The organism is Bradyrhizobium sp. 63_E2_N1_3 (genome assembly GCF_052076005.1).
GTDB lineage: Bacteria > Pseudomonadota > Alphaproteobacteria > Rhizobiales > Xanthobacteraceae > Bradyrhizobium > Bradyrhizobium barranii.
This window is the reverse complement of record NZ_CP197235.1, coordinates 6,917,587-6,930,919: the sequence shown is the minus strand read 5'-3', so window position 1 is coordinate 6,930,919 and position 13,333 is coordinate 6,917,587. Positions and strand designations below refer to the sequence as shown.

The window sequence follows — 13,333 nt, the reverse complement described above, 5'->3', positions numbered from 1 at the left end:
CTGCGCAACAGCGGACCTCACTGGATGTCCGAGTTGGGCCAACAACAAACATACTGCGAACATAAAGAAGACGCGAGGCGAGCCGGCCTTAACGCCCCCGGAGCGTCCCGATTAAGCAGGACGGATACCGCCTGTTCGTGCAGCGCGTGGGTTCACATGCCACTCCCTCCGCCACCGCCGCCGCCACCACCAGCTTGTCTGGACGCTTCGAGATTTCTGTCTAAACGACTGGGTTCATTAGGCGCGTAACCGAAAGCTCCCGGATAGCCCTTCTTCGATCCCATTGTTTGCAGCTCATGCAGCGGAGCGTAGCCGGGGACGCCCGGGTGATGTCTCTTAGAGATCTTATGCTGCAGACCAACTGCTTTGCCTGGTACACCCTGCGCAAGCGCGGCTGGTGCGGCGGCGATGAGAGCGGCGGCACAAAGTGCGATGATCGTTGTCTTCACCTTTCGGTCCTCCCTCCTTGAAACAAAAGAGCCCGCGTAGCGGATTCAACGCCGTCGCGACGGCATAGTCGAGCGCAAAAACGTCTAGCCGCAATCAACCTTTAAACCCGGCTAATCGCGCGATGTTTGGGCTATTTGGCCGATGTCGCATATGGGTCACCAGCGGCAATGCTCTGACGAACGATAATGGTTCCACTTGGCCGATAGAAGTGGACGTCTGCGCCCTTCTGCGCCCTATCGCCCGTGCAGCAGCGCCAGCAGCACGACGACTGCGCAAGCAAGCGCTGCCGTGGTCAGCTTCCAGAACATCAGCGGGCTACGCTCCAAGAGCGGCGTGATCCGTGTGTCGAGATAGGCCGGATTGGGCGTGCGAAGCTCGAAGACGAATTCGGACAGATCCTCGTGCCGCTTGTAGGGATCCGGATGGAGCGCGCGCCTGAGCGCGCCGTCGACCCAGGCCGGCACGTTGCGATCGTCGCCGGCCGGGCGATATTGAAGTCTCCGCACGTCTGCCTTGCGCCGGATCCTGGCGATCTGGGTGCCATAGGGAAGCTTTCCCGTCAGCATCTGGTAGCAGATCACGGCCAGCGAAAACATGTCGGAGCGCGGCGAGCCGCCTTGCCCCAGAAAGTACTCCGGCGCCGTGTACTGGACCGTTCCCAGGATGTCGTCGGCCTCGTCTCGCGGCGCGGCTTCCGCGACGCCCGCGACCCTGACCGACCCGAAGTCGATGATCTTCGCGGTGCCCGTCTTGTCGATCAGGATGTTGTCGGGCCTGAGGTCCTGATGCAGCATTTCCATGCGGTGGAAGGCGCGCAGCCCCGCGGCGATCTGCTCGATGATACCGCGGACGGTTTCGAGGTCGGGGCGCGGATTGTCGGTCATCCACTGTTTCAGGGTCTGCCCTTCGACGAATTCGGTCGCGACGTAGAGGTAGCTGCGCCGTCTCGACTGTGACAGCGGCTTCAGCACGTGCGGGCTGTCGATCCGGCGCGCGATCCACTCCTCCATCAGGAAGCGCTTGAGATAGGCGGCGTTGTCGCGCAAGTCGATCGACGGTAGCTTGAGCGCGACCGGCGCCTCGGTCTCCACATCGACGGCGAGATAGATATGACTGCGGCTGCTGCCGTGGATTTCCCGGATAATCCTGTAGCCGTCGAAGACCGCGCGCGGCTCCGGCAACGGAGGAAGCGGCAGCTGTGACGTCTGATTGAAGATACCGGACGGCTCGCGCTGCGGCACCGCGTCGATGCGCAGGATCTGGACGGTGATGTTGTCGTCGCTGCCGCGCCGGTAGGCTTCCTCGACGATCGCCTTTGCCGCGCCATCGAGCCCGGCTGCGTGCTCGCCGAGTACGCTGGTGATAAAACGCTGGTCGACGAATTCATAGGCACCGTCGGTCGCCAGGATGAAGGTGTCGCCGGCCTCGATCTCGACCGTCTGGTAGTCGATCTCGAGCTGCGGATTGATGCCGAGCGCGCGGCCGAGATAGGTCTGCTCCGACGACACGATGATCCGATGATCGTCGGTCAGCTGCTCGAGCGCTTTGCCGGCGACGCGGTAGACGCGACAGTCGCCGACATGGAAGATGTGCGCGGTGGTCGCCTTGATGACCATGGCGGTCAGGGTGCAGACATAACCCTTGTCGCGGTCATAGGCATATTGGCTCTTGCGCGTCTGCGCGTGCAGCCAGGAATTGGTCGCGTCGAGCACGCGGCGGGCGGAGGTCTTCACCGTCCAGGATTCCGACGTGCAGTAATAGTCCATCAGGAAGCTCTTGACCGCCGACTCGCTGGCGATCTGGCTCACCGTGCTGCTCGAGATGCCGTCGGCGAGAACGGCCGCGATGCCCTTCAGGCTGAGCAGCGGTTCTTCCGGAATCAGGACGCCGTGAAAATCTTGATTGACGGGCTTGCGCCCCTTGTCGGAGTGCTGGCCGACAGAGATCAGGAGTCCGCGGGTCATCGTCATCACCAGGCGAAGGGAGCCTCACCCTGGTCGGGCGAGGCTCCTCTGTCGAGACGTATCAGGCCGCAACGCGGGTCGGCGCAGCCTTGCCGGCCTGGCGCTTCGGCTTGGTCATGACGTGGGTGGCGTAGAGGGTCATGCCGGTGAAGGCGAGGCCGCCCACGAGATTGCCGAGCACGGTCGGGATCTCGTTCCAGATCAGATAATCCATGATCGAGAATTTGGCATGGAGCATCAGGCCGGACGGGAACAGGAACATGTTCACGACGGAATGCTCGAACACCATGTAGAAGAACAGCATGATGGGCATCCACATCGCGATGACCTTGCCGGGGACCGAGGTCGAGATCATGGCGCCGACGACGCCGGTCGAGACCATCCAGTTGCACAGCATGCCGCGCATGAACAGCGTCGCCATGCCGGCCGCGCCGTGCGCGGCATAGCCGAGCGTTCGGCCTTCGCCGATGTTTCCAATGGCCGCTCCGACCTTGTCGGGGTCTTGCGTGAAGCCGAACGTCGTCACGAAGGCCATCATGAAGGCCACGGTGAAGGCGCCGGCGAAGTTGCCGACGAAGACCAGGCCCCAGTTGCGCAGCACGCCGCCAAGAGTGACGCCGGGACGCTTGTCGATCAGGGCGAGCGGCGAGAGCACGAACACGCCGGTGAGCAGATCGAAGCCGAGCAGGTACAGCATGATGAAGCCGACCGGAAACAGTATCGCGCCGATCAGCGGCTGGCCCGTGTTCACGTTGATGGTGATGGCGAACCATGCGCCGAGTGCGAGGATGGCGCCGGCCACGAAGGCGCGGATGGCAGTATCCCGGGTGGACATGAAGATCTTGGACTCGCCCGCATCCACCATCTTGGTGACGAATTCCGAAGGCGCGAGATACGACATCAATGGTTCCTTTTGCTTCGTAAGTGAGATCGACACGCCCGAGAGAGCGCAGCTGAACATCATTGGCCGTGCGGACAGCTCTGCCGCACGAGGGCTATGGAAGGTTTGGAAGCCTTGGGAATCGCGTCACGAGGACTGAGCCGGGGAGGGCCGCGAAGCAGTTGAGCTTCCGGGATGCAGCCGCCAGAGGCTGCAACAATGCGGCGAGCCGCAGTCTTCGTTGACGTCGGTGAAGAAGCAAGTTGCGTGCCGTATGGGCGTGTTAGAAAAGGCTAGTGATATCAGACGGATGCTGCGCGCGTTCAGCTGACTTTTGCGGACGCACGGCCTTTTGCTTGGGCCGCTGCATAAGATTTGTGCGGCGCACAAGGAATGAGCAATCCGCAAGTTCCGCGTGCGCAGCAAGCCTGCGACAGTCTGGCGCGGCATCAATAACCCATTCATTTTTCGATAGTTTTCGAAGTGGCGGGCTTGGCATGAAGCTTGAATCATTCAAGCCGACGCCATTGAAGCCGTCCCGCGAGACTTCTCATCCGATTTGCCGACGCCACCAGACGGGGGTCTCCCCCGCCATGCGTTCGCATGCGCCTTTTTCTGGCGTCACGGACGGACGGGCTGCTCGCGAGCACTGACGCCATCAATTCTGCAACGATGCAAAGGACGACACTGCCTATGACCAAGCGCACCCGCCAGCCCTCGGGCCTGAGCCGCCGTCAATTGTTGAAGGCCGCCGGCAGCACCGCCGCTCTTCTCGCCGCCGCCAAGCTGAATTTCCCCGCCGGCGCCTTCGCGCAGGACGCAGGCCCCGAGGTCAAGGGCGCCAAGCTCGGCTTCATCGCGTTGAGCGATGCCGGTCCGCTCTTCGTCGCCAAGGACAAGGGCCTGTTCGCCAAATACGGCGTGCCCGACACCGACGTGCAGAAGCAGGCCTCATGGGGCACCACGCGCGACAATCTCGTGCTCGGCTCGGAGGGGAACGGCATCGACGGCGCGCACATCCTGACCCCGATGCCGTATCTGATTTCCGCCGGCAAGGTGACGCAGAACAACCAGCCGACCCCGATGTACATCCTGGCGCGGCTCAATCTCGATGCGCAGTGCATCTCGGTCGCCAAGGAATATGCCGACCTCAAGGTCGGTGCCGACGCGTCGGTGCTGAAGGCGGCGTTCGAGAAGAAGAAGGCCGATGGCAAGTCGGCCAAGGTCGCGATGACCTTCCCGGGCGGCACACATGACCTCTGGGTCCGCTATTGGCTCGCCGCCGGCGGCATCGATCCCGACAAGGACGTCGAGACAATCACCGTGCCGCCGCCGCAGATGGTGGCGAACATGAAGGTCGGCACCATGGACGCGTTCTGCGTCGGCGAGCCCTGGCCCGGGCAGCTCGTGCATCAGGGCATCGGCTACACCGCCGTCAACACCGGCGAGATCTGGAGCAAGCATCCCGAAAAGTCGCTCGGCATGCGCGCGGCCTGGGTCGACAAGAACCCGAAGGCTGCCAAGGCGATCCTGATGGCCGTGATGGAGGCGCAGCAATGGGCCGACAAGATGGAGAACAAGGAAGAGCTCGCGACCATCATGGCGAAACGGCAGTGGATTAACTGCCCGGTCGAGGACATCGCCGATCGCGCCAAGGGCAAGTTCGACTACGGCAATGCCGGCAAGGTGGTCGAGAACTCACCGCACATCATGAAGTACTGGCGCGACTTCGCCTCCTATCCGTTCCAGAGCCATGATCTCTGGTTCATGACCGAGGACATCCGGTGGGGCAAATATGAAGCTTCCTTCGACAGCAAGGCGCTGATCGGCAAGGTCAACCGCGAGGACATGTGGCGCGATGCGGCCAAGACGCTCGGCGTCGCGGCTTCCGAGATCCCGGCCTCCACCTCGCGCGGCAAGGAGACCTTCTTCGACGGCAAGGTGTTCGATCCCGAAAATCCGGCGGCCTATCTGAAATCGCTCGCGATCAAGCGCGTCGAAGTCTGATGGAGCCAGCGGCCGCCCTTGGGCGGCCGCATCGTCCTTTGAAGCCGGAGAGGGATTTTCAATGAACATGCCTGCCACGAAGATTGAGGTTGAGACCGCAACGCCTGCGGGTGCCGCCGCGCCGGTCGTCGCGATGACGCTCAAGCGTCCGCCGCGCGCCGAGACTTACGCCCGCATCGCCAGGGAGACCGCCGTGCGCGTGATTCCGCCGCTGGTCGTGATCGCGTTGCTGACGCTGGTGTGGGAGCTGGTGTGCCGCCGCGCCGGCTCGGCGCTGCCGCCGCCGTCGCGGGTGTTCAAGGACACCAAGGAACTGATCCTCGATCCGTTCTTCGATCATGGTGGCATCGACAAGGGCCTGTTCTGGCATCTCTCCGCCAGTCTCCAGCGCGTCGCGCTCGGCTATTCGCTGTCGGCCATCGCCGGCATCGCGCTCGGCGTGCTGGTCGGGCAGTCGGTCTGGGCGATGCGCGGGCTCGATCCGCTGTTCCAGGTGCTGCGCACCATCCCGCCGCTCGCCTGGCTGCCGCTGTCGCTCGCGGCGTTCCGCGACGGCCAGCCTTCGGCGATCTTCGTCATCTTCATCACCTCGATCTGGCCGATCATCATCAACACCGCGGTCGGCATCCGCAACATCCCGCAGGACTACCGCAACGTCGCCGCGGTGGTGCAGCTCAATCCGCTCGAGTTCTTCGGCAAGATCATGATCCCAGCGGCGGCGCCCTACATCTTCACGGGCCTGCGCATCGGCATCGGCCTGTCATGGCTCGCCATTATCGCCGCGGAAATGCTGATCGGCGGCGTCGGCATCGGCTTCTTCATCTGGGACGCCTGGAACTCCTCGCATATCAGCGAGATCATCCTGGCGCTGTTCTATGTCGGCATCGTCGGCTTCGTGCTCGACCGCCTGATCGCGGGCATCGGCAAGATCGTCACCCGCGGCACGGCGCAGAACTGAGGGAGAAGGGCACATGACCGCCTATCTGAAGCTCGACCACATCGACAAGGTCTTTACCCGCGGCGCCGCCAGCACGGAGGTGCTCAAGGACATCAATCTGACGATCGAGAAGGGACAATACGTCTCGATCATCGGCCATTCCGGCTGCGGCAAGTCGACCCTGCTCAACATCATCGCAGGCCTGACCGGCGCCACAACCGGCGGCGTGCTGCTCGAGAACCGCGAGGTCAACTCGCCGGGTCCCGATCGCGCGGTGGTGTTCCAGAACCACAGCCTGCTGCCGTGGCTGACCGTTTACGAGAACGTCAAGCTCGGCGTCGACAAGGTCTTTGCCAAGACCAAGTCCCGCGCCGAACGCGACGCCTGGGTCATGCACAATCTCAACCTGGTGCAGATGGCCCACGCCAGGGACAAGCGTCCCTCGGAAATCTCCGGCGGCATGAAGCAGCGCGTCGGCATCGCCCGTGCGCTGGCGATGGAACCGAAGGTGCTGCTGCTCGACGAGCCGTTCGGCGCGCTCGACGCGCTGACCCGCGCGCATCTGCAGGACTCGGTGATGGCGCTGCATCAGAAGCTCGGCAACACCATCCTGATGATCACCCACGACGTCGACGAGGCGGTGCTGCTATCCGATCGCATCGTCATGATGACGAACGGGCCGAGTGCGCGCATCGGCGAGGTGCTGGAGGTGCCGCTCGCACGTCCCCGCAAGCGGCTCGATCTCGCGACCAACTCCACCTATTTGAAGTGCCGCCACCGCGTGCTCGAGTTCCTCTACGAGCGTCATCGCTTCGTCGAGGCCGCGTAAACCAAGGTTTAACGTGGATGATAAGCGCGCCTAAATAATCGACACCTCGCTCAATCCTTGTGCGCCGCACAAGGATTGAGCGAACCGCTAAATTTGCGAGCGAAATACGCCTGCAAGAACTTCGGGCAATGCGAACAAGCTCCTGAATTCCCTGTATTTCCCGTATGCGCGCAATTGGCACGGAAATTGAAATACCTTTTCCGACGCCAACGACGACGTCCCTCAACATCATCAATCAGCATCGTGAACTCGCCACCGGGGCATGGCCTCGGCGCGCGCCTCCGCGTGGAGGCTGAGCCTGCAACGACGCAGCGGTGAGCCAAGAAGGGATTATCAATGACGACGAATCCGACTCGAAATCCGACGTGGATTTCTGATTGGCGCCCCGAAGACGAGGCGTTCTGGAATGCGGGCGGCAAAGTGATCGCCCGGCGTAACCTGATCTGGTCGATCGTGGCCGAGCATATCGGCTTCTCGGTGTGGCTGATCTGGAGCATCGTCACCACCAAGCTGCCGCAGGCGGGCTTCCACTACACCACCGACCAGCTGTTCCAGCTCGTCGCGGTGCCCGGGCTGATCGGCGCATTGATGCGCTTCCCCTATACGTTCGCGGTCACGACCTTCGGCGGCCGCAACTGGACAATTTTCAGCGCGGCTGTCCTGTTCATCCCGACGCTGTCGCTCGCCTACTTCGTCGGCCAGCCCGACACCCCGTTCTGGCTGATGCTGCTGATCGCATCGACCGCGGGTCTCGGTGGCGGCAATTTCGCCTCCAGCATGACCAACATCTCCTTCTTCTTCCCTGACCGGATGAAGGGATGGGCGCTGGGGCTGAACGCGGCGGGCGGCAATATCGGCGTCTCCAGCGTGCAGCTCTTGACCCCGATCCTGATGACGCTCGCGGTCATCAACCTGTTCCAGGCGTCCCCCGTCGACGGCATCTTCCTCCAGAACGCAGGCCTGATGTGGGTGCTGCCGATCGCGATCGCGGTGTTCGGCGCGGTGTTCTTCATGAACAACCTGACCACGGCCAAGTCGTCGATCACGAACCAGCTTGCCGTGGTCAAGCGCAAGCACACCTGGATCATGGCGTATCTCTATATCGGCACGTTCGGATCCTTCATCGGCTACTCGGCGGCGTTCCCGCTGCTGATCAAGACGCAGTTTCCGGCGATCTCGATCTCGATCGCGTTCCTCGGGCCGCTGGTCGGTTCGTTGTCGCGACCGCTCGGCGGCTTGCTCGCCGACAAGATCGGCGGCTCCATCCTCACCTTCTGGAATTTCATCGCGATGGCGGGCGCCACCGTCGGCGTGCTCTACTTCGTCGGGCACAAGGACTTCACCGGCTTCCTTGCGATGTTCCTGATCCTGTTCGTGACGACGGGCATCGGCAACGGCTCGACCTACCGCATGATCCCCTCGATCTTCCGCGAGCAGAACCTGTTCAGAGTGCGCGGCAAGGGCGATGCGGCGCGCGCGGCGGCGTTGAAGACCGCGAGCATCGAGAGCGGTGCGGCGGTCGGCTTCATCGGCGCGATCGGCGCAGTCGGCGGTTATCTGATCCCGACCGGTTTCGGCAAGTCGATCGCCATGACCGGTGGTCCCTCGCTCGCGCTCGCGATCTACCTCGCTTTCTACGCCTCCTGCCTCGGACTGACCTGGTGGTTCTACCTGCGTCGCAGCCCGCAGGGTGAGGGCGCGTCAAGCCTCGCGGAAGCGCGAGTCTGAGTTTGGCACGAATGTCGCTTCTCCCCGTACGCGGGGAGAAGACTCTCTGATGACGTTTGACCCATGAACCTTGTTCGCAATGGCGCGGACAAAGGCAGACCGAAACAGACAGGAGAACATCATGACTTCAGAACAGATCACCCTCGTCCAGCAGAGCTTTTCCAAGGTCGCGCCGATTTCAGAGGCGGCCGCGGTGCTGTTCTACGATCGCCTGTTCGAGGTGGCGCCGTCCGTGCGCGCGATGTTTCCCGAGGACATGACCGAGCAGCGCAAGAAGCTGATGGGCATGCTCGCCGCCGTCGTCGGCGGACTGTCGAAGCTCGAAACGATTCTTCCCGCGGCCTCGGCGCTCGCCAAGCGTCACGTCGCCTATGGCGCCAAGGCTGAGCACTATCCGGTGGTCGGCGCGACCTTGCTCTGGACCCTCGAGAAGGGCCTCGGCGAGGCCTGGACACCCGAACTCGCCACGGCCTGGACCGACGCCTATGGCGTCCTGTCCGGCTACATGATTTCCGAGGCCTATGGCGCACAGGCGCAGGCCGCCGAATAGGAGATGCCTTGTGAGTGAACCGCTGGTCATCGTCGGTAACGGTATGGCGGCCGCGCGTCTGGTCGACGAGCTCGCCAAGACCTCGCTCGGCCGCTACGCGGTCGCGGTGATCGGCGAAGAGCCGCGGCTCGCTTACAATCGCGTGCTGCTCTCCTCCGTGCTGGCCGGCGAGACCGGCTCGCACGAGATCGAGCTGAGGCCGGCGGACTGGTGGCGCCATCGCGGCGTCACCGTGCGCTACGGCTATCGCGTCACCGAGATCGACACCGGCCGTCGCGAACTCAAGATCGAAGGTGAAGAGAGCGTCGAATATTCCAAGCTCGTGCTCGCCACCGGCTCGACGCCGCTGCGGCTCAACGTGCCGGGCGCCGATCTCACCGGGGTGCACACCTTTCGCGATACGCGCGACGTCGATCTGCTGCTGACGCTCGCTGCGGCGAAGAAGCGCGTCGTCGTGGTCGGCGGTGGCCTGCTCGGGTTAGAGGCGGCCTATGGCCTTGCGAAAGCCGGCGCGCCGGTGACGCTGCTGCACCTGATGGACCGGCTGATGGAGCGCCAGCTCGATCTGCCGGCGGCCGACCTGCTGAAGACGCTGGTCGAGCGCAAGGGTATCCGCATCCTGCTCAATGCCTCCACCGCCCGCATTCACGGCGACGGACATGTCGAAGCCGTCGAGCTTGCCGACGGCACGCGCATCGAGGCGGATGCCGTGATCTTCGCCGCCGGCATCAGGCCGAATGTGGCGCTTGCCAAAGAGGCGGGCATCGCGGTCAACCGCGGTATCGTCGTCAATGACGAGATGCAGACGGCCTCGCCCGACATCTACGCGCTCGGCGAATGTGCCGAGCATCGCGGCACCTGCTACGGCCTGGTCGAGCCCGCTTACGAGCAGGCGCGCGTGCTGGCGCGACATCTCGCCGGACGTCCCGCCGCCTATCAGGGCAGCGTGGTCTCGACCAATCTGAAGGTGTCCGGCGTCAGCGTCTTCTCCGCCGGCGATTTCATGGGCGGGGACGGCAGCGAGAGCCTGGTGCTGTCAGACCGCAGGCGCGGCACCTACAAGAAGCTCGTCATCGCCGACGGCCGGCTCACCGGCGCGGTCCTGATCGGCGATACCGTCGATGCGCTCTGGTATCTCGAGCTGATCCGCAATCGCGACAAGGTGGCGGCGATCCGCACCGACATGATGTTCGGCCGCGCTCTGGCGCGTCCTTCCAAGGCGGCTTGATAAGGCAGCTCGATATGACGGCGATCGATCCCACGCTCCGCGCCACCAAGACGACCTGTCCCTATTGCGGCGTCGGCTGCGGCGTGCTGGCGACGCCCGACGGCAACGGTGGCGCGGCGATCGCGGGCGATCCGGATCATCCCGCCAATTTCGGCCGGCTGTGCTCGAAGGGCTCGGCGCTCGGCGAGACCGTCGGGCTGGAGAGCCGGCTGCTCTATCCGATGATCCGCTGCAAGGGCGTGCTCGAACGCGTCGCCTGGAGCGATGCACTCGACCACGTCGCCCATCGCATGCAACACATCGTGGCGCGCGACGGCGCCGATGCGGTCGCGTTCTATCTCTCGGGCCAGCTCCTGACTGAGGACTATTACGTCGCCAACAAGCTGATGAAGGGCTTTGTCGGCACGGCCAATGTCGACACCAATTCGCGGCTCTGCATGTCGTCCTCGGTCGCGGGCCACCGCCGCGCCTTCGGCGCCGACACCGTGCCCGGCTGCTACGAGGATCTCGACCAGGCTGATCTCCTCGTGTTCGTCGGCTCGAATGCGGCCTGGTGTCATCCGGTTCTGTTCCAGCGCATGCTGAAGAACCGGCAGGAGCGCGGCGCGCGCATGATCGTGATCGATCCGCGCCGTACCGACACGGCGAGCGACGTCGATCTGTTCCTCGGCCTCAAGCCCGGCACCGACACCGCCTTGTTCTCCGGCCTGTTCGTCCATCTCGCCGACAATGGCGCGCTGGACCAGGATTACATCGCGCAGAACACGTCGGGCTTCGATGACGCGCTGGCGCGCGCGCGCAACATCGCCGGCAGTGTCACCGCGACCGCGCTGGCGACGGGCCTGTCCGAACAGGACGTCGCCGCCTTCTTCAAGATGTTCCGCGACACCGAGCGCGTCGTCACGCTCTATTCGCAGGGCGTCAACCAGTCGGCGCAGGGCACCGACAAGGTCAACGCGATCCTGAACTGCCATCTCGCCACGGGGCGCATCGGCAAGCCGGGCGCCTCGCCGTTCTCGCTCACCGGCCAGCCGAACGCGATGGGCGGCCGCGAGGTCGGCGGCCTCGCAAACCAGCTCGCCGCGCATATGAACTTTACACCGCCGGATATCGACCGTGTCAGGCGGTTCTGGAAGGCGCCGCGCATCGCCACCCATGAAGGGTTGAAGGCGGTGCAGCTGTTCGAGGCGATCAACCGCGGCGAGGTCAAGGCGTTGTGGGTGATGGGCACCAACCCGGCGGTGTCATTGCCGGACGCGGACGTCGTGCGTGAGGCGCTGAAGAAGCTCGAGCTGTTCGTGGTCTCCGAGAACGTGCTCTCCAATGACACGGTCGAGGCTGGGCCGCATGTGCTGCTGCCGGCGCTCGCCTGGGGTGAGAAGTCGGGCACGGTGACCAACTCCGAACGCCGCATCTCGCGCCAGCGCTCGTTCCTGCCGGCGCCGGGCGAGGCGCGGCCGGACTGGTGGATTCTGAGCGAGACCGCAAAGCGGCTCGGCTTCGGCGACAGCTTCAACTACAAATCCGCCGCCGATATTTTCCGCGAGCATGCCGCGCTCTCTGCTTTCGAGAACGACGGCAGCCGCGATTTCGACATCGGCGCGCTGACCGCGCTCTCGGACGAGGCCTTCGACGCCTTGAAGCCGGTGCAGTGGCCGGCGCGCGAAGGAGTGGCGCCCGGCGAGCGCTTCTTCGCGAGCGGCGGCTTCTTCACCAATGACGGCAAAGGCCGCTTCGTCGCGCCGGAAGTGCCGGCGCTGCGCGGCGAGACCGGACCGTCGCGCCCGCTGCGGCTCAACACGGGACGCATCCGCGACCAGTGGCACACCATGACGCGCACGGGTCTCAGCCAGCGTCTCGGCGCGCATCTGCCGGAGCCGTTCGTCGAGATCCATCCGGATGATGCCAGCAAACACGGCATCGCGCATGACGGCTACGCCCGCATCACCACCGATTACGGCCAGTGCATCCTGAAGGTCGTCGTCAGCGACTGTCAGCAGCGCGGCACGCTGTTCGCGCCGATCCACTGGAGCGCGATGAACGCCTCGCACGGCCGCGTCGGGGCGCTCGTGCAGTCCTTCACCGATCCGTTCTCGGGCCAGCCGGAGTCGAAAGCCACGCCGGCGGCGATCGCGCCTTATGAATACGTCTTCCGCGGCTTTGCGCTGTCGCGCAAACAGCTCGATCTGCCGCCGAACCTGATGTGGACGCGTGTCACGGTTGCGGGTGGCTTCGGCTATCTCTTCGCCGACAATGCGGATCTGTCGCGCTGGCCGGCCTGGCTCGACGGTGTCGCCGGCGAGGACGTCGCCGACTATCGCGACTTCGGCGGCGGCGTTTATCGCGCGGCCTCGTTCGCGGGCGACCGCATCGAGACCTGCCTGTTCGTCGGCCCCGCGCATGATGCCGGCGACTGGGAGGTGGTGAAGAGTCTGTTCGTGGCCGATCACGTCACCGACGAGCAGCGCCGCATGCTGCTGTCAGGCAAATCGACGGAGGGCGCGGCCTCGACCGGCCCCATCGTCTGCGCCTGCTTCGGCGTCGGCCGCGGCACCATCTGCGACACCATCGCGAGCGGCGCGCGCACGGCGGCCGAGATCGGCGCCAAGCTCAAGGCCGGCACCAATTGCGGGTCATGTATCCCTGAGCTGAAGCAGCTGATCGCGACGACGGAAGTGGCGCCGGCGAAGCAGGCGAAGGTCGCGGCGGCTGCGGGGTAGGGGATCTCTCCAGACTGGGAGACGGTCTCGTGCCCCGGAC

9 protein-coding genes are annotated in these 13,333 nt (G+C 64.3%); 7 read left to right on the top strand and 2 right to left on the bottom strand.

All coding sequences use genetic code 11. The features are described from left to right. Positions 1-683 precede the first annotated feature (683 nt). Together AB7531_RS32945 and AB7531_RS32940 are read right to left on the bottom strand one after the other, a co-directional pair. Positions 684-2,420: a bifunctional protein-serine/threonine kinase/phosphatase gene (locus AB7531_RS32945; RefSeq protein WP_063984798.1), complete on the bottom strand. Its 1,737-nt coding sequence runs from the start codon at positions 2,418-2,420 to the stop codon at positions 684-686. Positions 2,421-2,475: 55 nt separating this feature from the next. Beyond that, positions 2,476-3,315 (bottom strand): formate/nitrite transporter family protein, encoded by an 840-nt coding sequence (locus tag AB7531_RS32940; protein ID WP_441280225.1) that lies wholly within the window; start codon positions 3,313-3,315, stop codon positions 2,476-2,478. Positions 3,316-3,987: 672 nt separating this feature from the next. Here AB7531_RS32940 and AB7531_RS32935 point away from each other — a divergent pair. The 7 genes from AB7531_RS32935 to AB7531_RS32905 all read left to right on the top strand — a co-directional run bounded on the left by AB7531_RS32935 (position 3,988) and on the right by AB7531_RS32905 (position 13,293). Beyond that, positions 3,988-5,301: a CmpA/NrtA family ABC transporter substrate-binding protein gene (locus tag AB7531_RS32935; RefSeq protein WP_063984796.1), complete on the top strand. Its 1,314-nt coding sequence runs from the start codon at positions 3,988-3,990 to the stop codon at positions 5,299-5,301. Positions 5,302-5,362: 61 nt separating this feature from the next. Continuing rightward, a complete protein-coding gene (gene ntrB, locus AB7531_RS32930; RefSeq protein ID WP_063984795.1) occupies positions 5,363-6,259 on the top strand; it encodes a nitrate ABC transporter permease in 897 nt (298 codons plus the stop codon). A 13-nt stretch (positions 6,260-6,272) separates the two neighbouring features. Then, the gene (locus AB7531_RS32925; RefSeq protein WP_063984794.1) at positions 6,273-7,067 is read left to right on the top strand and encodes an ABC transporter ATP-binding protein; all 795 of its coding nucleotides are present in this window, start codon (positions 6,273-6,275) and stop codon (positions 7,065-7,067) included. Between the two features lie 336 nt (positions 7,068-7,403). Next, positions 7,404-8,795 (top strand): MFS transporter, encoded by a 1,392-nt coding sequence (locus AB7531_RS32920; protein ID WP_063984793.1) that lies wholly within the window; start codon positions 7,404-7,406, stop codon positions 8,793-8,795. 121 nt (positions 8,796-8,916) lie between these two features. Then, the gene (locus AB7531_RS32915) at positions 8,917-9,345 is read left to right on the top strand and encodes a globin family protein (RefSeq protein ID WP_063986572.1); all 429 of its coding nucleotides are present in this window, start codon (positions 8,917-8,919) and stop codon (positions 9,343-9,345) included. 10 nt (positions 9,346-9,355) lie between these two features. Further along, positions 9,356-10,573, top strand: coding sequence for an NAD(P)/FAD-dependent oxidoreductase (locus AB7531_RS32910; RefSeq protein WP_071915934.1), 1,218 nt, complete (start codon positions 9,356-9,358; stop codon positions 10,571-10,573). A gap of 14 nt (positions 10,574-10,587) precedes the next feature. After that, the gene (locus AB7531_RS32905; RefSeq protein ID WP_441280224.1) at positions 10,588-13,293 is read left to right on the top strand and encodes a molybdopterin-dependent oxidoreductase; all 2,706 of its coding nucleotides are present in this window, start codon (positions 10,588-10,590) and stop codon (positions 13,291-13,293) included. Positions 13,294-13,333: the final 40 nt, after the last annotated feature.